This is a genomic window from Streptomyces sp. NPDC054887, assembly GCF_053610585.1.
This window is the reverse complement of record NZ_JBSGYQ010000059.1, coordinates 1-20,806: the sequence shown is the minus strand read 5'-3', so window position 1 is coordinate 20,806 and position 20,806 is coordinate 1. Positions and strand designations below refer to the sequence as shown.

Annotated in this window: 16 protein-coding genes and 5 pseudogenes; 10 read left to right on the top strand and 11 right to left on the bottom strand. The window is 67.9% G+C overall.

Annotated features, from left to right (window positions below; all coding sequences use genetic code 11):
* Positions 1-86: 86 nt before the first annotated feature.
* Together ACWGH0_RS27130 and ACWGH0_RS27125 are read left to right on the top strand one after the other, a co-directional pair.
* Positions 87-1,292 (top strand): MFS transporter, encoded by a 1,206-nt coding sequence (locus tag ACWGH0_RS27130; protein WP_453406866.1) that lies wholly within the window; start codon positions 87-89, stop codon positions 1,290-1,292.
* A gap of 810 nt (positions 1,293-2,102) precedes the next feature.
* Positions 2,103-2,422, top strand: a pseudogene (locus ACWGH0_RS27125) (transposase); the annotation flags it as partial.
* A 22-nt stretch (positions 2,423-2,444) separates the two neighbouring features.
* On the opposite strand, the gene ACWGH0_RS27120 reads toward ACWGH0_RS27125, so the two are convergent.
* Positions 2,445-3,734: an MFS transporter gene (locus ACWGH0_RS27120; RefSeq protein WP_453406865.1), complete on the bottom strand. Its 1,290-nt coding sequence runs from the start codon at positions 3,732-3,734 to the stop codon at positions 2,445-2,447.
* 394 nt (positions 3,735-4,128) lie between these two features.
* On the opposite strand from ACWGH0_RS27120, the gene ACWGH0_RS27115 reads away from it, so the two are divergent.
* Positions 4,129-4,224: a mycothiol transferase gene (locus ACWGH0_RS27115; protein WP_453406864.1), complete on the top strand. Its 96-nt coding sequence runs from the start codon at positions 4,129-4,131 to the stop codon at positions 4,222-4,224.
* 293 nt (positions 4,225-4,517) lie between these two features.
* Here ACWGH0_RS27115 and ACWGH0_RS27110 read toward each other — a convergent pair whose 3' ends face one another.
* A complete protein-coding gene (locus ACWGH0_RS27110; protein WP_453406863.1) occupies positions 4,518-5,036 on the bottom strand; it encodes a helix-turn-helix domain-containing protein in 519 nt (172 codons plus the stop codon).
* A 118-nt stretch (positions 5,037-5,154) separates the two neighbouring features.
* Here ACWGH0_RS27110 and ACWGH0_RS27105 point away from each other — a divergent pair, with 118 nt between their 5' ends.
* Entirely contained in the window at positions 5,155-5,646 is a 492-nt protein-coding gene (locus tag ACWGH0_RS27105; protein WP_453406862.1) for a YbaK/EbsC family protein, read from the top strand.
* Positions 5,643-6,422 (top strand): SDR family NAD(P)-dependent oxidoreductase, encoded by a 780-nt coding sequence (locus ACWGH0_RS27100; RefSeq protein WP_453406861.1) that lies wholly within the window; start codon positions 5,643-5,645, stop codon positions 6,420-6,422. Before ACWGH0_RS27105 ends, ACWGH0_RS27100 begins: the two co-directional genes overlap by 4 nt.
* A gap of 192 nt (positions 6,423-6,614) precedes the next feature.
* Here the strand turns inward: ACWGH0_RS27100 and ACWGH0_RS27095 are convergent, their stop codons facing one another.
* Complete coding sequence (locus ACWGH0_RS27095) at positions 6,615-7,199, bottom strand: serine hydrolase (protein WP_453406860.1); 585 nt, start codon at positions 7,197-7,199, stop codon at positions 6,615-6,617.
* Positions 7,190-7,426 (bottom strand): annotated as a pseudogene (locus tag ACWGH0_RS27090) (Ku protein); the annotation flags it as partial. The pseudogene ACWGH0_RS27090 and the gene ACWGH0_RS27095, both read right to left, overlap by 10 nt.
* Before the next feature lie 264 nt (positions 7,427-7,690).
* On the opposite strand from ACWGH0_RS27090, the gene ACWGH0_RS27085 reads away from it, so the two are divergent.
* Complete coding sequence (locus tag ACWGH0_RS27085; RefSeq protein WP_453406859.1) at positions 7,691-8,278, top strand: TetR/AcrR family transcriptional regulator; 588 nt, start codon at positions 7,691-7,693, stop codon at positions 8,276-8,278.
* A 190-nt stretch (positions 8,279-8,468) separates the two neighbouring features.
* Here ACWGH0_RS27085 and ACWGH0_RS27080 read toward each other — a convergent pair whose 3' ends face one another.
* The 5 genes and pseudogenes from ACWGH0_RS27080 to ACWGH0_RS27060 form a co-directional block, all read right to left on the bottom strand.
* Positions 8,469-9,338, bottom strand: coding sequence for an alpha/beta fold hydrolase (locus ACWGH0_RS27080; RefSeq protein ID WP_453406890.1), 870 nt, complete (start codon positions 9,336-9,338; stop codon positions 8,469-8,471).
* Positions 9,339-9,346: 8 nt separating this feature from the next.
* Positions 9,347-10,096: an SAM-dependent methyltransferase gene (locus ACWGH0_RS27075; protein WP_453406889.1), complete on the bottom strand. Its 750-nt coding sequence runs from the start codon at positions 10,094-10,096 to the stop codon at positions 9,347-9,349.
* A gap of 12 nt (positions 10,097-10,108) precedes the next feature.
* Positions 10,109-11,320 (bottom strand): annotated as a pseudogene (locus ACWGH0_RS27070) (glycosyltransferase); the annotation flags it as partial.
* 110 nt (positions 11,321-11,430) lie between these two features.
* Complete coding sequence (locus tag ACWGH0_RS27065; RefSeq protein WP_453406858.1) at positions 11,431-12,213, bottom strand: VOC family protein; 783 nt, start codon at positions 12,211-12,213, stop codon at positions 11,431-11,433.
* A gap of 470 nt (positions 12,214-12,683) precedes the next feature.
* A complete protein-coding gene (locus ACWGH0_RS27060; protein ID WP_453406888.1) occupies positions 12,684-13,601 on the bottom strand; it encodes a GNAT family N-acetyltransferase in 918 nt (305 codons plus the stop codon).
* A 928-nt stretch (positions 13,602-14,529) separates the two neighbouring features.
* Between ACWGH0_RS27060 and ACWGH0_RS27055 the strand changes: the two genes are divergently transcribed.
* Positions 14,530-15,489 (top strand): AraC-like ligand-binding domain-containing protein, encoded by a 960-nt coding sequence (locus ACWGH0_RS27055; RefSeq protein ID WP_453406857.1) that lies wholly within the window; start codon positions 14,530-14,532, stop codon positions 15,487-15,489.
* 479 nt (positions 15,490-15,968) lie between these two features.
* Positions 15,969-16,397 carry a hypothetical protein gene (locus tag ACWGH0_RS27050; RefSeq protein ID WP_453406856.1) on the top strand — a complete coding sequence of 143 codons (429 nt, stop codon included), beginning with the start codon at positions 15,969-15,971 and terminating at the stop codon, positions 16,395-16,397.
* 547 nt (positions 16,398-16,944) lie between these two features.
* Here ACWGH0_RS27050 and ACWGH0_RS27045 read toward each other — a convergent pair.
* A pseudogene (locus tag ACWGH0_RS27045) lies at positions 16,945-17,897 on the bottom strand (IS481 family transposase).
* Positions 17,898-18,094: 197 nt separating this feature from the next.
* On the opposite strand from ACWGH0_RS27045, the pseudogene ACWGH0_RS27040 reads away from it, so the two are divergent.
* A pseudogene (locus ACWGH0_RS27040) lies at positions 18,095-18,521 on the top strand (transposase); the annotation flags it as partial.
* 332 nt (positions 18,522-18,853) lie between these two features.
* Positions 18,854-19,687, top strand: a complete 834-nt coding sequence (locus ACWGH0_RS27035) for a hypothetical protein (protein ID WP_453406855.1) — start codon at positions 18,854-18,856, stop codon at positions 19,685-19,687.
* A gap of 914 nt (positions 19,688-20,601) precedes the next feature.
* Here the strand turns inward: ACWGH0_RS27035 and ACWGH0_RS27030 are convergent.
* Positions 20,602-20,806 (bottom strand): hypothetical protein (locus tag ACWGH0_RS27030; RefSeq protein ID WP_453406854.1); only part of this gene is annotated, 205 nt, incomplete at its 5' end.

The following is a 20,806-nucleotide window of genomic DNA, read 5'->3' as shown; positions in this document are numbered from 1 at the left end:
GCACTTTGTCGATCTATGAGTGCCCCTCATGGAACGATGAGAGGTTGGCCGTTGTTCCTCTACTGCGTGGTCGATTGACTCAACGCATGTCGCAAGTTGAAGAAGTCGAAGAAAGATCAGCACCGCAGGGGCGTACGACGCTACGCGCTTGGCTGGGCGTAGTGACCGTGGCTATCGGCACGTTTACGGTCGTCACCTCGGAGATGCTGCCCGTCGGGCTGCTGACTCCCATGGGTGACTCCCTCAAGGTCGCCGAAGGCGTGGCGGGTCTCACACTGACGATCACAGGTCTGGTGGCGGCGGTGTCCTCGCCCCTGTTGACGTCCGCCCTGGGCCGGTTCGACCGGCGTATTGTGCTCTGCGCGCTCATGGCCGTCCTGCTGAGCGGCAATCTGGGCGCCGCGTGGTCACCGAACTTCGGTGTGATGGTCGCCGCGCGCGTACTGGTCGGTATCGGCATGGGCGGCGTATGGGCCATCGCGGCAAGCATTGCGGTGCGCCTGGTGCCGCCGAGTTCGGTGGGTAGGGCGACCACCCTGGTCTTCAGCGGAATCGCAGTGGCATCGGTCCTCGGCATTCCGGCGGGTGCGTTCGTCGGGGCCCTGGCCGGGTGGCGCGCGGCATTCGTGGTCGCCGCCGTCCTTGCACTCCTGGTCCTCCTCGCCATGGCCGTGCTGCTGCCGAAGCTGCCGGCCGAAGGGACTGTTCAGCTGGGCGGGGTGATGAGACTGTTCGGCAACCCGCAGGTGCGGACCGGCCTGATCGTCGTGGCGTTTCTGGTCACCGGGCACTTCGCCGCGTACACCTACGTCCGACCCGTTCTCGAGGACGTCTCCAGAGTCAGCGCCGGGATGATCGGCACGCTCCTGCTGGTGTACGGAATCGCTGGTGTCGCGGGAAACTTCATCTCCGGTGCCGGCGCGGGGCGTTCGCCGCGCAAGACGCTCCTTGTGATCAGTGTGGTCATGGCCGCGACGGTGCTCCTGTTTCCCGTCGTGGGCGGGTCGCCGTGGGTGGCGGGCGCGTTGATGGCGGTGTGGGGGCTCACCTACGGCGGAGTCTCCGTGAGTACGCAGACGTGGATCCTGGCCGCATCGCCCGATGCCCGTGAGGCAGCTTCCTCCCTGTTCGTCGGCGTGTTCAACGGCGCCATCGCGCTCGGCGCGCTCCTCGGCGGCCAGGCGGCAGACGGCATCGGCATCACCTCGGCGATGTGGGTGGGCGGTGGGCTTGCGCTCGCTGCTCTGGTCGCCACCGCGGTGGGCCGTGCTCCGACCACCGGTCGACTCTGACCTTTCGGATTCGCGGTAGGCAGGGCGACGAGAACACCCACCCGTTGAACCATAGACGGAAAGCGCTTGCGTGCTCCGGCGCACGACCCCACGCGCCACCCCGCACACCACCCCACCCACAGGGCCGGATCTTCGTAACAGTCGTTCTGCACGTTTCTTCGCACACCCGAACCCACGCCGCACACACGCGCGAAGAAAGAGGACGGGCGGCTCCTGCAACGACGGAATAACAACCGCAGGAGCCCGCCCTGACCAGCTGCCCCCGAAACCCGCATGCATACCCATCCGGCGCCAGAGTGCGCACGAGGGCCTGAGCGGATGGCCTGACGGCATGAGCCGGCACCGCCTCTTCTGGTGGGCTTTCGTGAACGACCCCTTGCGCTTTTGGTGACAGCATGTGACGAGCAGTGATGGCTGCCGGTCAGAGCACGGCTGTTCGTTCCACCGGCCCGGAATGCAGGGGTGGTCTGTATGGGCAACACGACGGGTGCGATGGAGTGGCTGGCCGACGCGGCATGGGATCCGGTCGCCTGCGCCAGGCAGTGGCGGCGTCACCAGCCGGACGTCGCCCTGCTTCCAGCCGGCCGACGTTGGGACGTCGTCATCACACCCGAGCGCCTCGGCTTCGCCCTCCTGCGCGCCATAGGGGCATGCCGACTGCGGCCCGGACCGGTCCTGTTCGACACCTGCGCCAGGCAATCCGGGTTCTTCGTGCCGCCGGGCGCCACTACCGGCTGGTTCGCCTCCGGAATCCGCTGCGCCGGCGCAGGCGCCTGGATCGCCACCCGTGGCCGCGGCCCACGCGCGGAGCTCCAGTCGGTGCCACCCGTGCGCGGCAAACGCGGCCGACCCCGGCGCCGTCCGGACATCGTGCTGGGCGCGGCTACGACCACGACAAGTACCGCCGTCTCGTTTGGGACCTCGGTGTGAAGCCGCTGATCGCCCGCCGCGGCACCGCGCACGGTTCCGGCTTGGGGGCTCAACGGTGGGTGGTAGAGCGCGCGTTCGCCCACTTGCACTGGTTCCGCCGACTTCGCATTCGCTGGGAGAAACGGGACGACATCCACGAAGCATTCCTCATCCTCGGCTGCGCTCTGATCTGTTGGCGGCGCTTGAAGACGCTGCGATAGCGCTTCCGAGCGGCGGTTGCAGTCAGCGACCCCTCAGTCCCGTTCGGTCGTTTCGGAGCGGGCCCGAGGCCAGACCCGTAAGCCCCACACCGACGAGCATGACGGCACAGACGACGACGGTGACGGTGGCGCCCTGAAGGTCGACGAGCGCACCGAGCACGTTGTTCATCAGCAAAAGGGCCAAGCTCTGCACAAGTACCAGAACCGCCTGGATTCGCGACAGGTGGGAGTCGGGTGATGACGCCAGGACCAGCGGCGCGATGTGCGTGGAAAAGGTCCCGTTACCGATTCCGATGACCAGGCCGCCGACGACGGCGACGGTGGCACTGGGGGAGAGACCGAGCGCGAGCACGCCCCCACCCGCCAGGATCAGCGCGCTCGCCGCCATCAGACCAGGCCTCCCCAGCGGGCCGCGCTTCACCACCACCAGGGTGACCGCGACCATGCCCACGCCCTGCGCTCCGAACACCAGCCCGGCGGCTCCCGCGCCCCACTCCTCCTCGCGTGCAAGCAGGGGGACCAGCAGAGAGAGCACGGGCAGCAGGAAACCGGCTGCTGCCCCGGTGAGCCACAGCCCCGGGCACAGCACCGGATGGGAGAAGGCCACCTTCACCCCGCTCAAGGCTTCCTTCAGGAGACCGTCCGTCTTCGGAGCCGGAGGCACGTGCTGCTGGGGGCGGACGGCAATCAGGACAACCAAAGTGAAGGCGAAGGTGACCGCGTTGACGAGAGCGGCGCCCGCGAACCCCGCCAGGCCGACCAGCACGCCGGCCAACGGACCGCCTCCCATGTTGATCACTTGGCCGCCGACCTGCCGGAGGGACAACGCACGAGGCAACTGAGCCTTGTCCACCAACCGTCGGGGCATGGACCCTGAAGCTGGCAGATAGAACGCGTCGACGACACCGACCACAACGCCCGCTGCAATGAGCAACAAGGGCGGGGCCCCCAGGGAGTAGGCGACAGCCGCGAGAACGAGCGAGAAGATCAGCATCGCCGCGTCGCCGGTGATCAGCACGCGGCGTGCGCTGACGCGGTCGCTGACCGCCCCTCCGACGAGAAGGAACAGGACGCGAGGCAGCGTGATCGCGCTCAGGGCCAGCGCCGCGACGCTCCCGCCATACTCGCTGGCCGCCCAGCCGAGGGCGAAGTAGAAGACCGAATTGCCCACGAGCGACACCAGGATGCCGACGAGCCACAGCGTGTACGCCCGAGGCAGCCGGTCCTCGCCATGCCTCTCGTCGCACACCCCCGGGACTGGGGCGACACCGGTTTCCATGGTCTCCTCGGCCGCCTCATCACTGGCCGCCATTGGGTCCCCCGATCGATCCGACGATGAAGATGATCACGAGGCGACAGTGCCACACGGCACTGACATCCGGCCCAGTCGGCGTGGTGTCCGCCGCGGGGAGAACTGCTGTACCCGTTGAGGATTGCTCGCTCTGGTCAACCTCCAGGTCTTATTTCGTTAGGAGTTCTAAGCGATCTCACCCTCGGTGGGCTCCTCAAGCACCTCGCGGGGAACAGGTAGCAGTACCGCATGACCGACGACGAGACGTTTCTCGGGCTGCTGGAGCAGTACCTGGCCGATGCCCGGGCGACTGAAGAGGCCGTGGCGGCCCTGCCGGATCTGAGCCGGAGCGTTCCGCTTCCGCGGACTCCGTGGTCCCCGCGGGAGACGGTCCACTGGTCTGCGCGCCGGGATTTTGCTCCACCTGATCAGGGAAATCGCCCAGCACGCTGGCCACGCGGACATCATCCGTGAGGCTCTGGACGGAGCCAGCACCACCGCACAGCGGTGAGCGCCCCGACAACGTCTCCCCGGACACCCGGTGCACCCAACTGACGCACGTCAGGGCCGCGCCCTGCGGACGCAGCATAGGGCCGTCGGCGATGCGCCGGGAATGGGCTGGGACTTGCACGAGGGGCGGCACCCGGCCTCACTCACCTCGGTAAGGCTGATAACGAAGTCCCGGCTCAAGCCGGAGAACGTCCGCAAGTACTTCCATCCCTTGCTGGAAGCTGTGGCCGAGATGCCCAGCCCCCCGCGCCCGGCGGCAGGCGGTGACCTTGTTAGCCCGGCGCCGATGGCGCATCAGTGTGGGTAGCGCACAACCAACAGGGCCTCGACGTCTCCTGCGGGCGCCTGATACACGTGCGGGACATCAGCAACCCAACTGCCGTGCATCCCCGGGCCGACCAGGGCAGGCTCGGTGAGAACACCGACGCACGCAATGCCGGTGAGAACGATGATGTGCTCTGTCGTACCGGGGGAATGGGCGGCGGATTCCTGCGTCGTTCCGGAGCGGATGCGAACCCGGTAGGTCTCCGTGACGGAGGTATCAGCCTCGAATCGTTCGATCAGCAGGGCTTCGACGGCGTGACCGGAGACCTTGGCGGGAGACGCGAGATCCTGCAGAGCGGTACTCAGAGGCACCTTGAGCGCTGTCGTAAGAGCGTAGAGCGTTTCCAAGGTGGGGTTGCGCCGGCCGCTCTCCAGTTCGGAGAGCGTCCCCTTTCCGATCTTGGACCTGCGCGCCAGCTCGGACAACGAAATCCCCTGCGCCTCGCGCAACTTCCGCAAACGCAACCCGACGCTGGCAGCCAGATCCATGGAGTCCCCTCCCCTCCCCCGGGGCCGGTTGATCCAAGCCCCTGAGAGGGCTATCGTTCCACACACAGAACGTTCCGTATACGGAACGGACAATGGGCTCGCTTCACGAAGGAGTTACATGGCGCCCCAGGAAGGCACGTTACTGCCCGTTCGAAGCATGGAGGTGGCCCGCGTCCTCGCTGGGGCCGGAATCGGGGGCCAGGTGCGGGAGTTGACCGAGTCGGCGCGCACGGCCGCCGAGGCCGCCGAGGTCCTGGGGTGCGATGTGGGCGCAATTGCCAACAGCCTCGTCTTCATCTCCGACGATGAACCCGTTCTGGTCCTGACGAGTGGTCGGCACAAGGTGGACACCACAGCGCTCGCTGCCCGGTGGGGACGTGGCAGGCTGCGGCGCGCTGCCCCGGAACAGGTACGTCAGGCCACCGGGCAGGCGATCGGGGGCGTGGCTCCGGTCGGCCACCCCCAGGTGCTTCCTACCGTGGTTGATGCAGCCCTGACCGACTACCCCTGGCTCTGGGCTGCCGCCGGGACTCCCCGCACGGTCTTTCCCACCACCGCCGATGAACTCCTGCGGCTCACGGGAGGGCTCCTGCTCCCCGTCGGGCCATGACCAGTGGTCCTGTCGGCCCGGGGACTGATCTGACCGGGCAGGTGGCGCTGGTAACCGGGGGCTCGACCGGGCTCGGCCGGGCCATTGCGCTAGGACTGGCGTCCGCCGGATCCGCAGTGGTGGTGGCCGGGCGACGGCTGGAGGCATGCCGACGTACAGCCGATGACATAGTCGCCCGCACCGGCGGTACTGCTGTGGGTGTGTCCTGCGATGTGACCGAGGACGATTCGGTCCACGATCTGGCCCAGAACATCGTCAATCGACACGGCCGCCTGGACGTGCTCGTAACCAGTGCCGGAGTCCAGGCCCGAGGAGCCCTCGGCGCGCTCGACGCCACCACACTACGACGCTGCTTGGACGTCAACGTCGTCGGAACCTTCCTGACCTGCCAAGCTGTTGTGCCAGTGATGCGGGAGGCCGGGTACGGTCGCATCGTCACCCTGGCCAGCGCCCTGGGCCTGGTCGGCGCCGCAGGCCGGGCAGGCTACGCAGCCAGCAAGGGCGCGGTGGTCCAACTCACCCGTAGCCTCGGCGTGGAACTCGCAGGTACCGGCATCTGCGTCAACGCGCTGGCTCCCGGCCCCTTTCGCACACCGCTGAACAACGGCGTCGACGACGACCCGCATGTCCGGCACTTCCTCGACCACCAAGTCCCGATGAGACGCTGGGCCGACCCCGAAGAACTCGTCGGCGCGGCCCTCTTATTGGCCAGCCCAGCTGCGTCCTACCTCACAGGTGCGGTGCTGCCGGTCGATGGCGGATGGACCGCCCACTGACCGCGTGGGCGCCCTATGCCGTGCGTCACAGATCCGGCTTGAGAACGATTCGGAACACTCCGAGGTAAGTGGTGCTGCAGCATACGACCTCGGGGCCGAACGGCGCGTTCGAGCCGCAGCCAGTGGGCGCACTTTGGCCGGGTCCGGGGTGCAGAGAGATGTTCAGCCGGGTTTGCGGCGGGACATGAGCCGTCAGGGACGGTCGGCTTCGGGAGCCGTGAGGCGCCACGACCACTCTCCCCGCCTACAGCTGCGGAGCACGCAGGCCACGGGTCCGTTGGCTAGCGTAGACGTGACGCTTTTCCACTCGGCGGCGCGGCCCGGGCCGTCGGGCAGGGGCCGTGGGGCCGCCGAGGACTCTGTCGAACTGGGTCGACTGAGTGTCCCCGACGGCCGGGCCGTCCGTGTCGAGCGCGGCATGCCCCGGCGGATCGCCACGGCGCACACGGCCCTGCACCAAGCCGCCGCGCCCTGTGCTGTCGGCGGTACCGCGGCGCTGAGGAGGCCTGCCTCCCCAAGTGCAGCAGGCGACGACTGGTGCCAGGAGTTCGGCGGCCTTGCGGACGAGCGCAGGTTCCCCTGCCGCATCGGCTTCGCGCTTGGTCGTGAGGACGGAGGCGACGACCGGTGACCCCTGCGGGTCCAGACGATGCCGACGTCGTTGGTGTTTCCGTAGCTGCCGGAGCCGGTCTTGTCCGCGACGGTCCAGCCCTTGAAGCCGGCGCGGAATTTCTCGTCGCTGGTGGTGTTGGCGAGGAGCCAGCCGGTCAGCCGCACACGGTCTGCCAGGTCGGGCGTTGCCGAGGATCCATGTATTCCTTGCTCTGCGGGGCGATGGAGTAGGTGCGGTCGAAGTGGACGGGGTTGACCTGGTCGAGGTCGATGAAGCCGGTCATGTCGATGGTCTGGGACTCCCCGGAGCGATCTCTTCCAACTCGTCGGGTCCCACGACGACGTACTCGCAGGTCGTAGCCCCTGACGATGTCGTCGGTCTCGACTTCGCCCTCGGTGCGTTCGTTGTCACCTCACCGCCCCGCCCGGTCGGCAGGCGCCGGCCGAGTCAACCGGCGCGGCCCGGGTCGGGCGGCCTGATGATGGCCACCGGCTTGCCGCCGGACTTCCCCAAAGGCTTTCAGCGCTCCGGCATACATTCATGCATGTACGCATGTATCATCGAGGTGATGGCAGCCCCCTTCACAGAGGAGTGCGGCATGCGGCACCAACCGGCGCGGTCCGCTGATCCCGAACAGAAGCGGAGCGAGTAGGCGATGCAGGAGACGACCAAAGACAGGCGGACCCAGGCGGACCGCCGGCTCCGAACCCGCACCGCGCTTCTCGAGTCAGCCGCGCGGGGCCTGTCGCGCTTTGGCTACGGCAACCTGGTCCTGGAGCAGGTCGCCAAAGACGCCGGATACACCCGAGGGGCGCTTTACCACCAGTTCAAGGACAAGCAGGAACTGACCCTGGCCGTCATCGACTGGGTCATGGAGACCTGGGACCGGGAAGTGGGCCGGTCCGTCGAGCAGCAGCCTGACCCGGTCGCGGCCCTGCTCACCCTGGCGCGCGGCCACGCCGTCTCTCTACTAGTGATGTTGAACCGGTCGAAGCGTGCACATTCGCGTATTTCGGATTGCTCGCTCAGGGGGCCTCAAACGGACCGGGGCCCCCACCCTCGTTTCGCTCTCCTTGCCGTCACTGGATGTCGGGCGAAGTTCAACATCTCCGTGATCTGCCTGCGTATCGGCAGCTTCGAGGAGACAGCCACCGAGGCCTGCCACCTCGCAACCTGGCTCAACCCACAACGGAAACGCCTTGATGGGGGGGCGTTGACCGTCTCACCCTGCGCAACAGTGTGAGGGCACTCCCGTCCCTCACCTCTCGGGTACACACCGCCGTGTCGGTGGATCGCATGTACAAGGGCACCGGCGGCTCCCTCCCCCCGTAGGTTCGACGCGGGAGGGAGCCCACCCCCCGAGTCCATCCGCAGAGTCCTACAAGCCGCACTCGCCTCAGCCAGCAGGTTCGGGCCGGCTGACTCCGGTCCGGTTACGTCCGACGGGCAAGCGGCGGGAGCGTGGCGAGTTCGCCCAGGACGTGGGCCGCCGACGCCGGGGCGACCAGCCACTTCAGGTGGCTCCCCTCCAGCGTCCGGACGTCGTACAGGTTCTCCGGCGTCAGCTCGTTGCCCTCGCGAATCAGTCGGTCCTGTAGGGCGAGAGGCAGGCTCGTGTCGTCGGCCAGGCGGATGTAGGTCTTGGGTATGCGGCCCCAGGTCGCGGCCTGCGCCCGGTCTGCGGAACCGCCGACGTCCAGGTTCTCGTCGGGCTGGAAGGTGTTCAGGAAGGTGAGGAACTGCTCGTCCGTGCCGTCGGCGAAGAAGGCCGCCTTGAACGCCCCGAGCGAGTCCGGGTTGGCGGTACGGAAGTTGACCCGGAGCAGGCCGAGCTCGGCAGGGTTTCCGGCCAGCGCCGAAGCGAAGGCGGCGGGATCCGCCGTGGCCATCTCCGGCTCGGCGTAATAGTCATTGACGTCCATGCTGACCGGGGCCCAGGCCGAGACGTAGACGACGCGGTCGATCAGATCCGGGCGCGCGTTGGCCGCCGCCGTGACCGTGACACCGCCGCGGCTGTGGGCGACGAGGATCACGGGGCCGTTTCGCTTCGCCCGTTCGAGGATCCCGATCAGGTGCGCGGCGTTGTCGGCGAGCGTGACGCCCTTGATCGAGCCGGGCGCGGTGGCGAGCCCTGAGGGGTCCTGAGGCGACTGGTAGGCGCTGGTGAACGTCGCCTGAAAGCCGTGGCCGGGCAGGTCGACGGCGACCGAGCGGTGGCCGAGGAGGCCGAGTTCGGCCTGGAGGGGCGCGAAAGAGAAGGAGTTCGCGAAGGCTCCGTGGACCAGTACGAAGGTCGGTTGCATGTGTGTGCTCACTTTCCGAAGGTCTGGGGGGTCTGGCGCAGGACCAGGCAGAGGAAGCCGAAGCTGTCCCGGTATCCGTGCAGCCACTGTGCACGCTGAGTGTCGGCTGTCTCCAACACCTGTGCGCCGACCGGATCGGCGGAGTGGTCCAGAGCCCAGTCGGCCAGCGAGCCCCAGCAGGCCCACTCGTAGGCATCCAGCTCACCGCGGGTACTGACATGCCCGTGGACGGGGGTCCATCCGTCGGCGACGACGCGGTCCACCGTGGTTGCCAGGTCCGCGAGGTCACCGAACATCTCGACGGCCGCAGGTGAAGGGGTGCGGTCCCAGAAGGACTCGCCGATCAGGACGCGGCCGCCGGGGGCCAGGTGCTTGCGGGCCGCCGCGAGGGTGGCGAGCAGACCGCCGAAGGCGTGCGTGGCGCCGACACTGATCACCAGGTCGAACGGCTGCGCGGTGGCGAAGTCGGCGGCCTCCTGCTGGTGGAGCACCAGGCGCTCGTCGACCCTGAGTTCGTCCGCTGCATGGCGGGCCTGCCTCAGGGCAACTTCGGAGACGTCGACGCCCTCGGCGTGCAGGTTCGGCCGGCTCGCCAGTGCGCGCAGAAGCCATCCCGCCGTGCCGCATCCGAGGTCGAGCACGCGTTCGCTCCCCCGCGGGAGGCCGCGTTCGAGCAGTGCGTCGACCGATTCGTCGTCGAGCGGGGACTTGATCGGATGGTCGGCATGCGCGATGCCGGATATCTCTTCACGGCTCAGCGGCGCGGTGTTCGCTGCGTCGAGGAGCAGCTTCGCGGCCACTGTCGCCCCGTCGGTGCGGATCGTGGCGGCGACTGCCTTCGCCTGTGTTTCCGTCTCGGGGGCCAATGCCGTGCTGAGTGCGGCCGACAGGGATTCGAAGGTCGGGTTCGGACCGTCGTGGGCGGCTCCGACACCCAGTTCGGCGACCCGGGCGGCCCAGTGCGGCTGGTCCACGAACTGAGGGACCGCGACTTGGGGCGTGCCGGCCCGGGCGGCCGTCGTCGTCGTACCCGCGCCGCCGTGGTGGACGACCGCGGCCACTCGGCGGAACAGCGCCTGGTGGCTGACGTCACCGACGGCGAAACAGTCGTCCGCGTCGTCAACCAGACCGAGCTCGGCCCAGCCGCGCGAGACCAGTACGCGCCGGCCCTGCGCGCGAACCGCCTCGACGGTCACCTTGGCGACGTCCGTCGCCGTGCGCATGGGCATGCTGCCGAAGCCTACGAACACCGGTGGTGTGCCGGCGTCAAGGAAGTCCTCCACGTCGGCCGGCAGTGGGCGCTCGTCGGGCAGGATCCATGCGCCGGTCTGCACGAGGTTGAGGTCGGTCAACTCCTGCCACGGCCCCAGGACCGGGTCCGCCGCCAGCCACGGCCGGTCGCCGAAGACGTGGTCGCGGACGTTGTCCACTGGTGGCAGCCCGATCTTCGCCCGGTGGGCGTTGAGTGGCGTGAGGTACAGGGCGTTGACCTTCTGGACGTCCAGGTTCCACAGGGCGCGGTTGTCGGTCGGGGCGACCCCGTCGGCGGAGACGCCCGGGCCCGGCCGCGGCGATGGGAAGTAGTGCGTCGACGGTATCTCGAACGGGTGGAAGCAGGCGTACACGTAGCGGATGCCCAGCTTCTCGGCCACCGACCGGGCGCCTGCCGGCATCAGGCCGGTGGCCACCAGTACGTCGCATCCCTCGGCGGCCGCGGCGACCGTTTCGAAGTGCTCTGCGACCAGCTCGGCCGCGAACTCGGTGGCGAAGCCGGGCGAGGGCGGCGCGCCGGTCACCAGCGGGCGCACCGCTCGGCCGAACGGCACGTGCTCCACGCCGACACCGGCCAGCAGCTGAGCAAACTCCTCGTCCGGAGGTGCGCACACACGTACCTCTGCGCCGAGCTTCCGCAGCTGTGCCGCGAGGGCGGCCGGCGGCATGATGTCGCCGCGTGACCCGTAAGCCATGATCAGCACACGCATGTCGTCAATCTCGTTTCTGTGTACTTCCGGCCTCGGCCGGCAATGGTGCGGTGCGGTTTCCGGGTGGTGCCGGAAGCCGCCGAGCTCAAGCTCGTTGGCAGTGGTCGCGGTCACCGGGCCCACGGAAGCTCGCGGGTGCCCACTGCGCCCGGCACGGAGGCGACGCCGTCGAAGCGCATCGAGACGTGGGCCTCAGCCCGTTCGGGAGCGTGGATCCGGCGGACGAGGGCCGGTGGCAGGATCAGGCTCTGGCCGACGCGCACCTTCTCCGTACGGTCGCCGCAGGTCACTTCCAGAACGCCCGCGGTGACCGTCCAGACCTGCTCACGGCTGATGGAATGCTCGGGTCCGGTCGCGCCGGCCTCCATCGCGACCGTCCAGGTGCTGAGTTCGGCGCTGCCACGGCTGGGGGCTGCGAGGCCCGACATGGTGGCGTTCGGGGAGGCGGTGACGTCGTCGGCCGTGGGAGTGACCACCCGTACGGAAGTGCTTTCGCTCCCGTCCGTATCGGGGTGGGGGACGGGCCATTCGACGAGTTGGACGACGACTCCGTTGGGGTCGGTCATCTGCAACAGCCGTTCACCCCAGGGCTCCTCCCGCAACGGCATGGTAATGGGGGCTCCCGCCGCGCTCAGCCGGGCCTCTTCTGCGGCGAGGCTGGTGACCGTGAGGGCGACGATCAGCCCGCCCGCCTCCCGGTTCCGGTGCTCGACGGGCAGTATGTCGATCCCCTTGCGGAGCAGGACGATGTCGACGGCGGCGTCCTGGCGGGTCAGTGAGCAGAAGCCGTCGTCGGCCATGGCGACCTCGTAGCCGAGGTGAGTGCGGAAGAAGTCACGGGAGGCATCAACGTCGGCGACGGTGAGGGAAACGGTGGAGGCGGACACGTGCATGGCAGCAGCTCCTCGAAGGGTTCCTGTGGTGGTGGGTGGAGGCAGAGACATCGGGGGGATGCGCAGGTTCCGGTCGTCGCTGCGGACGGCACACGAAGGGGGAATGGGTGAGGCCGAGCCTGAGACCCTCCGGGGTGCCGGAGCGGAGTCTGTTTGCGTAAAAGTGCTGTCGAACAGGCCGGTGCCCAGGTCCGCCCTGTTCCCCGAGCACACGGACGAGCATGACCGGCGCGTTCCCCCGTGGAGTCCGCCGGTCCGGACTAGTCGGCGGGCGGGAGACGGCGCACTGCTTCGGGGCGAACACGAACCGGCATCGCACCGCCGAAGGGGGGGGCAGCCGCGCGGGCCGAGGCGTCAAGGTCCAGTGGCGCGACCGTCGATGGCGGCGACAGCAGCTCGGCCGGCGAGCCTGAGCGCTTCGTACCTTCATCGATCCGGTTGGTCCGAAAGCAATGCGTCCACTGGGGGGATCAGACCGGGGGCAGGTCGAGCTGGAACTCGAGGGTGCGCCGGTAGGAGCGGAATCCCAGACGCTGGTTGACGGCCAGCATGTGGACATTGTCCTCGGCGTTGTCCGTCTCGATCTCGACGACGTCGGGATGTTCGGCGCGCAGGCGCTGCACCATGGCGTTCTTGACCCACACCCCCAGGCCGTAGCCGCGGTGCGCGGGCACGACCGCCGTGTCGTACTGCTGAGCACGCGGCCCTGAACCCTGAGGGAGCAGGACCTCGGTGTAGCCGGCCATAGTGCCGTCATCGTGGACCGCTGCCAGGGTCAGCAGGGTGTCGCCACGGTCGTCGATCACCTTGGCCATGGCGCGAACGCGGTCGGCGTCCCAGGCCACGCTGCCGTAGTCCATGTCACCGACGGGCATGTCGTTCATGGCGGTCTTGGCCGAGGCGAAGGCGTCGGCGAACTCGTCGGGGACCGTGCCCGTCCAGCTGACCGGCCGGTAGCCGAGGGGCGCCTCGTCGGCGGCCAGTGGCAGGCCCTCATCGGGCAGCTCGTCCAGGCGCAGCAGGAGGTGATCGAGGGTGAGCGCCCGGCTGAAACCCCGCTGTTCGCTGAAGGCTTCGCCGGGGCTGTCGGCCGCGGCTGCAGTGATGAGGCTCCGCCGGTTCTCGGCGTAACAGGCCGCCACGGCCTCCGACAGAAGGAGAGAGCCAATTCCTTGGCGCCGGTGCGCGGGATGAACGTGCAGTTCCAGTTCGCACAGGTGCTCCTGGCCCGGAGAGGTGAACACTCGCAGGCCGACTACTCCCACGGGACCCCCGTTCGCCCCCGTGGCGAGCCAGGACAACCGGCGGCTGCCCAGAGCAGGCTGGGTGAGCTGGGCGTGGACTTGTCCGGGGCCCGGGGCCGATACACAGGGCAGGTCATGGGCCATCGAGGCCGCGACGACCTGATGCCATGCGGCGGCCTCGGCGACCGAAGCGTGCTGAAGCGAAATGAGATGCACAGAGGCAGGCACAGACGAAGGCAAGATCGGACTTTCATGGTCGATTCGGTCCTACTTTGGAGGGTGACGAGGTCGGGCTCGCGTGGCTATGAGGACCAGCGAAAGTGGCGGTTGCCGGTCAGTGCGTGACACCGGGACCCCGTCGGTCGAGAGCGGCATCCTCCACGCTCTACCGGGCTCCTCGGTCTACCGGGCGGCGCAGTCGACGCGCACGGCTACGGGCAGCCGGGCCAGTGGCCTCAGTGCGATCGGTTCGCAGCAACTGCACAACGATCGGCTCTAACACAATGCACATGTGCACTCACCCCACGACACGGCTCCCTTGGACAGCAGACGAAACCAGGCGCGACGATCAGCAGAACAGGAGGTGCCCCTGCTCTTCTCAATGGTGTCACCCCGTTGCTTCGACGCCTGATTAGACATCGCGTGGCCGCAGTCGCAGTATGCAACTTGTGCGGAGTACCTTCGCGTTTCGTGCAGACTGCTTGACCGCGACGCACGAATCCGGCTGTCGGTCCGCCTTCGGTGAATCCCCCGGAGTGGCAGGCTCAATCGGTGCCATGAGCACCGCTGTTGACGACAGGCTTCTCCACCCCAGCCGGCGCACCGTCCACACGCGGTACCGTCGTTGACGCGATGTCGCCCAGGGCCTTCGGCGGCAGCGGTTCCCGGCCCCCTCGCCCAAACCGCCCTCGTGCCGCCTCGGAGCGGCAATACGAGGTGGAGCCCGGAGCCGAGGCGCCGGGCTTGACCTCGAAACCCAATGTGGATCATGAGACGATGCGGCCAACTGGCCTGTTTGGCATGATGCGTATACGGGGGTCCTGTGGGTTGGTCGAGAGTGTCGGCTTCGGCCATGTCGCCGGCGGACAGATTCGAATGGTTTCTCGAAACCGTCTCCAATGAGGTCATGCCCTTGTCGCTGAGTAGTGATCGAAGGGACAACTTCCACGCAGACATCCAGGACACATCGCTGGGCTCCGTGGCGTTGTCGGCGTTCGAGTTCTCCCCGATGCGGGCGTGGCGGTCCGCAAAACACATCCGACAAGGCGATCCCGAAGGCTACCAACTCGTACTGGTGACCCAAGGCAGCTTCCGGGTCTCCCAGGAGGGCCGGGAAGCGCTGGTGGCAGGTGACTTCGTCCTGTCCGATACTTCCAGGCCCATGCTGACCGAGTGCCTCTCCGACGGCGACCCGGTTCACGCCCTGACACTGCAGATACCGCGTTCCGCCCTGCCGCTGTCCCCTCGCAGTCTTGAGCCACTCCTGGTGCATCGCCTCCCTGCACAAAAGGGAGCGACCGCAATTCTCGCGGGGTTCGTGCGCACCCTCCACACCCAAGCAGCGCACTGCGGAACGGAGGCACTGCATTCCATGGGCTCCGCCACGATCGACCTGGTCACCGCATGCCTTGCCCAGCATCTGGATTCCTTGGACGGGGCACCGATCGAGGCCCGATCCGAGCTGATGCTGCAGCGGATCCTGCGTTTCATCGAGCACAACCTTGGCGATCCCGACCTCTCACCTCGTACGATCGCCGAACGGCACAATGTCTCCCTGCGCACGCTCTACACACTCTTCGACAGCGAGCCCACCAGCATCGCGGGAGTCATCCGACGCCGACGCCTCGAACGCTGCCACACTGACCTCGCCCGCCCGGAAATGGACCACCGAACCGTGCAAGCGATCGCAGCCCGCTGGGGCTTCACCAACCCCACTACCTTCAGCCGTGCCTTCCGCGACGCTTACGGACTCACCCCCACCGAACACCGCGCCCACGCACGACAGCACCGCAACACAGACGCAATCAAGTAAGAAGTCACCTCACTTGGCTCGGCAGGCTATGGGCCGTGGCGGGGATTCATCGTTAAGCGGCTGCTGCATGGATCTCCCGCGCCCGGGCACACCGCAGGGGGCAAAAGGATGCCAAACAGCCCAGAGTGCCGCCATACGTTTTGAGTTGTCGTGGTATCAGCCGTGTTGTATGGTCACGGTCGTGATCATGCGTTTGATCATGGGGAGCAACAGAACTCTGGGGGGAGTTACGGTGCTGTGGCCGCCTGTCGCCATCGCTTGCGCGAGCTAGCCACACCCCAATTCCCCGCCGATGCAGATCCCCTGAGCTTGCTTCACCGGTCGATATAGATAGGTGTGGCTCGTCGCGCCGTGTGCCGGTAGGGCTTCCAGCCTTGCGGTTACGGCGGCATGCAATCAAAGGATGGACCCCTGGCCGGGTGCCGGAAAGCAGTGGCCAGGGTTCCTCTTGAACCGGAACCCCACATTTGGAGGATGCATTGAGCTCCATCGGCCTGATACGCACCAAGCGCGCGGCCACGACACTCGTTGCTGTTCCCGCAGCTCTCCTGCTCGCCTCTGCCCCTGCGCAGGCGGCCGGCGAGACGAAGGTCGTCTACACCGCCGACACCGGAGTTGTCGGCGGCAAGGCACTCTTCACGGGGGGAACCCACCCGGAAAAGTTCCAGGTGTGTGATGTGGACGCGGACGGCATGGCCGTCCGCGCCATGTTCTGGTGGGACGGTGAAAACGGAGGACCGGACGGGTACATCAGGCTCACGGACGACAACGGTGCGACGGCATTCTGCGTAGGCGGGGAGTTCGTCTCGACGTGGGATGTTCATGAGGGCGCCCATGTTCAGATCACAGTGTGCCGCGTCTCGGGGGGCCGGGAACAGGACTGCAGGGAAGACTGGGCCTGGGCGTAATCTGCATGAACCCCGGGGGGGGCAGCCGACTTTTGTGCAGCTGCCCCCTCAATGCCGTCTCGGGCTACCGATTGACGGCGGGCAGGATGCTCTGCCGCTGCGCGCTGCCGTTGAGCGCCTCACGTGGAAGCGGGCCTGGCGGGAGGCGGAGACGGTCGATCACCGCACTGATCAAGGACCCCAAGGCGCGGCAGCTGAGCGATCTGATCGACCAGGAGAAGATCCGGGCCGGCCGCGAGCCGCCGACCGGTCCCAGGTCGGCAAGGACCGCACGACCAGACGGATGAGCGTGTCGGCGGAGGATCGAAAAAGCGGAGGTTCACCGGCAAGCCAGCGTTGGGTGCCGAGTCCGGAGCCGTATCCGGTGCCCGCATCGCGTGATCAGTGGATCAGGTGTTTGGCCCCAGCTCAGCGTTACCGCCACTATTGCCCCCACGACCGTGGCCACACCGCGCAGAGCATCACCACCCGCCACGCCCCCAGGACCGCCTCCCGTGCCGACCAAGCGAACGCCTCCGCTATTGTGAACGGCCCGGTCACGCTCAGCCTAGGTGTATTGCCCTGTGAGGTTGGGGACGCGGCTGGCGGGTGGTTGGCTTTGAGCGCGGTGTGTCCGCGGTGGTGATTGTAGGTGTGCAGCCAGTTGGGGCAGGCGTCGCGTCGTTCCTGTTCTGAGCGGTAGGGCTTTGCGTAGGCCCATTCGTCGAGCAGGGTGCGGTTGAAGCGTTCGGCCTTGCCGTTGGTCTGCGGCCGGTAGGGCCGGGTTCGCTTGTGGGCGATCCCGGCCGCTGCCAGCAGGTCGCGCCAGTCGCGTGAGCGGTAGCAGGAACCGTTGTCGGTCAGCACCCGCTCGACGGTGATCCCGGCCTGGGTGAAGAACGCCTGGGCGCGGGTCCAGAATCGGGTGGCGGTCTCTTTCTTCTCGTCGGTGAGGATCTCGCTGTAGGCGAGGCGGGAGTGGTCATCGACGGCGGTGTGCAGGTAGCTGTAGCCGGCGTTCTTGCGGTTCCTGCGGCCCGCTTGGCGGCCCAGGGCTTTGTGGCCGCCGCCGTCGGGGATGTTGCCGAGCTTCTTGATGTCCACGTGCACGAGTTCGCCGGGGCGGTCGTGTTCGTAGCGGCGTATGTTCCGGCCGGTGGCACGGTCCAGGTGGGTCAGGCGGGCCAGGCCGAAGCGGGTCAGGACGCGGTGCACGGTGGAGGGCACCAGGCCCAGCAGATGGGCGATGCGGGCCGGTCCCCACCGCCGGGTGAGGCGGACCTTGATGATCCGGCGTTCGGTCCGGGTCGGCGTGCGCCGAGGGGTGTGGCGGGGGCGGCTGGAACGGTCGCTCATCCCCGCCTCGCCGAGTTTGCGGTATCGCCCGGCCCACCGCTGGGCGGTGGTCGGCGAGACCTGGAAGCGTTCGGCGGCCCGGCGCAGGGGCCATCCGTCATCAACCACGCAGCGGGCCAGCCGCAGGCGTCCTGTCTCGGTCAAGGGTGCATTACGGTGGGGCATGAGGGCCTTTCGGGCTGGTGTAGACGTCGCAATCCACACCGAACCCGGAAGGCCCTCACTCGTTCAAGATCCCCAGACGGTGATCACTGTCACCGCCCCCAACCTCCGTGGATAGAACAACTAGGGCGCGTATCGAGTCGTGATCAATCCACAGGATTCACCCTCGCTGCGAGGCGCGATCCGGTAGATCGTCTTGCGTGACACGAGTGCAACTGACCGATGCAGTAGTGAGAGTTCGTCGGGCCGTACCTGCCGATCGGCGAGTACGGCCCGTATCCCGAGCGGCTGCGGCAGCAGTTCGAGGGCGTGATCTGGCGGTTCGAGACGGGCGGGCAGTGGCGAGAGATGCCGCAGGAGTTCGGTGCCTGGTCGACCGTCTCCAACCGCTTCCGCCAGTGGCGGGACGCGGGAGTGCTCGAGGCCCTGCTGGAGGGCCTGATCGCCGAAGCCGGGAAGCGGGGCGAGGTGGACCTGTCGTTGGTCAGTATCGACTCCACCACCGTGCGGGCTCACCACGACGCTGCCGGGATGCATCTGGACGAGGACGTGCTTACCGCGCTGGAGCAGGTTGCCCCCCCCAGGAGGAGAAGGCCAGGTACGTGGCGACGAACCGCGCGCGTGGACGGACATCCACGCGGCGATCGTGGACCCGCTCGCGGGGAATCTGCTGGCAACGGACCGGCGGTAGCGCTCTCCCGGGTGGCGCCCGTGCCGGAGCTCTTCGTGGGCGGCCACGGGGGCCGTTGTCAGAGGCGATTGGCAAGATTGCGGCCATGAATGTCACTCCGCCACGGCCGATCGACGTTGCCGCGGTCTTTCCCCAACTGGCTTCGCTGGCCCGCACGGCGACCCGCCTGCACCCCCGCTCTGGGGCGCCGACGCGGCACGACAGCTCGATCGGCGGGCCGATGCTGTGGCCCGCTGAGGAGCCGTGGCCGCACTGTGAGGAACCGCATGTGGTGGATGGCATCAACCCAGCCCAGTCCCCGGCGGATCTGCGGCTGCAACGACGGATCTTCGCCGCCTCGCACGGCCGGGACCTGACTCCGGAGGAACGGGAGACTCTCGAGCGGATCCGGCCCCCTCGGACGTATCCGGTGAGGCTGGCGGTCCAGGCGTACGACGGCCCCATAGCGATGCTGCCCGTCGCGCAGCTGTACGTACGGGATGTGCCGGATCTGAGCCCGCCGGAGGGCAAGGACCTGCTGCAGGTTCTGTGGTGCCCCTTCGATCATCCGATCATGCCCAGGACCCTGCTCTTCTGGCGTTCGGCAGCCGCCGTCACCGACATTCTCGACACGCCCCCCGAGCCGCCCGCGGTGCAGTTCGACGGCTATCTACCGGAACCGTGCGTGCTCGAACCGGAGCAGATCACCGAGTACCCCGACCATCTGGAGCTGAGCGAAGAACTGCGGGAGCAGCTCAAGCAGTGGAGTGTGCCGCAGGCCGCAGAGGAAGACATGGACCCGGACACGTACTACGACTGTGTGCTGTCCAACGCACCCGGCTGGAAGGTCGGCGGCTGGCCCGCTTGGGACTCCACCGACCCCAGATCGCAGCCCTGCTCCGAGTGCGGCACCGGCATGGAGGTCCTGATGACCGTCGCCACGTTCGAGGAAGGGGACGACGCCGGGAACAGCTGGTCTCCGCAGCCTCACCCAGGTGCCGGACCGTACCCCGGCCACCGCGGCTACAACGCGACCGGGGTCCAGATAGGCAGCGGCTACCGGCAGCACCTGTTCGTCTGCCCGGCAGAGCCCGAGCATCCGCACATCGAGTTGATGACGTAGCCCGTCCGCAGTGTGCAGCCGGGGCGTCACGGTGCGGGCATGCCGTGACGCCGGGTGGCCGCGAGGCTCAGGGGGCCTACCTGCGGACCGACATCCGAGAAGGAAGCAGGCCATCCCTGACACGAGCGTCCCGGTGAGCTCGCCGGTCGATGCGCTACGAGTCCGACCGGGTGATCACCTGCGTCCTTTGCGACCTGGTCCGACCCGTCGGGCGACGCACCAATGACGGACCGCTCTGTCGTGCATGCTCCCGACCGACGTTGCGGATCTGTTGGTTCTGCGGCAGGGGCCCTCGCCGCTGCTACCGGGCCGCGACCGGCATGCCCCGCTGCGACACCTGCTCACGCACGCGACACACGTGTGTGGGCTGCGGCAAGAACAAGTACGCGCTCGCCCGCACCGAAGCTGGCCACCTCTGCGGGGACTGCTGGCGAAAGGACCCTCTCTCATACAACCCCTGCCGGCTTTTCGGGACGATCGAGTATCTGCACAGCCAGAGCAGCGCCCACCAGAGTGGTGCGGCCCCGGGCTCGCCCGCGTACGAGCAGAACGCCATGCGCAGACCTCGCAACAGCGCTCACGACCGGCGGCTTGGAGCTGGTTCATCACCTGCGGGTGTGGCCAGCACAGCCGATGCGCGACACATGGCTCGAAGGGCGAGAGCGCGAGCTGACCGTGCTGCGCTGGCAGTACACCCCCGAAGCCTGGGGCGGATCTCCTCAAGCGCCACGGCTTCAGCAACATCGACGGCGATTGGCGCGGTGGTGGGGGTTTGGGCAGGTGTGGGTGAGGGGACGGGCTCGCCGGTCGGCTGCAGCGCTGCTGCAGTTCCGCCGGCGCTGCTGCCCATTCCATTCGCAGTCGGAGCTCTGCTGCGGGCACCACGCGTGACGTGCTCGGCCGTTGGTTCCCGGTCAGGCCCAGAACGCGTCGGTGACGGTGATCTGGGGATCGGCGTGACGGCGGATGAAGGTGAAGATGAGCCAGCCCCGGCCGCCGGCGAGGTCGGCGATGTGCGGGCCGCCCGGACTGGTCGAGGCCAGTGGGCGGACGGTGAGCCAGTGCGGCAGGGACGCGTCGGCGTCGATGCCCCGGTAGTACGGATCCGATGCTGTGATC

Coding starts and splice junctions, on each gene's coding strand:
- ACWGH0_RS27130 (WP_453406866.1), top strand. CDS start 87: ATGTCGCAAGTTGAAGAAGTCGAAGAAAGATCAGCACCGCAGGGGCGT.
- ACWGH0_RS27120 (WP_453406865.1), bottom strand. CDS start 3,734: ATGGCGGCCAGTGATGAGGCGGCCGAGGAGACCATGGAAACCGGTGTC.
- ACWGH0_RS27110 (WP_453406863.1), bottom strand. CDS start 5,036: ATGGATCTGGCTGCCAGCGTCGGGTTGCGTTTGCGGAAGTTGCGCGAG.
- ACWGH0_RS27105 (WP_453406862.1), top strand. CDS start 5,155: ATGGCGCCCCAGGAAGGCACGTTACTGCCCGTTCGAAGCATGGAGGTG.
- ACWGH0_RS27100 (WP_453406861.1), top strand. CDS start 5,643: ATGACCAGTGGTCCTGTCGGCCCGGGGACTGATCTGACCGGGCAGGTG.
- ACWGH0_RS27085 (WP_453406859.1), top strand. CDS start 7,691: ATGCAGGAGACGACCAAAGACAGGCGGACCCAGGCGGACCGCCGGCTC.
- ACWGH0_RS27080 (WP_453406890.1), bottom strand. CDS start 9,338: ATGCAACCGACCTTCGTACTGGTCCACGGAGCCTTCGCGAACTCCTTC.
- ACWGH0_RS27065 (WP_453406858.1), bottom strand. CDS start 12,213: ATGCACGTGTCCGCCTCCACCGTTTCCCTCACCGTCGCCGACGTTGAT.
- ACWGH0_RS27060 (WP_453406888.1), bottom strand. CDS start 13,601: ATGGCCCATGACCTGCCCTGTGTATCGGCCCCGGGCCCCGGACAAGTC.
- ACWGH0_RS27055 (WP_453406857.1), top strand. CDS start 14,530: ATGTCGCCGGCGGACAGATTCGAATGGTTTCTCGAAACCGTCTCCAAT.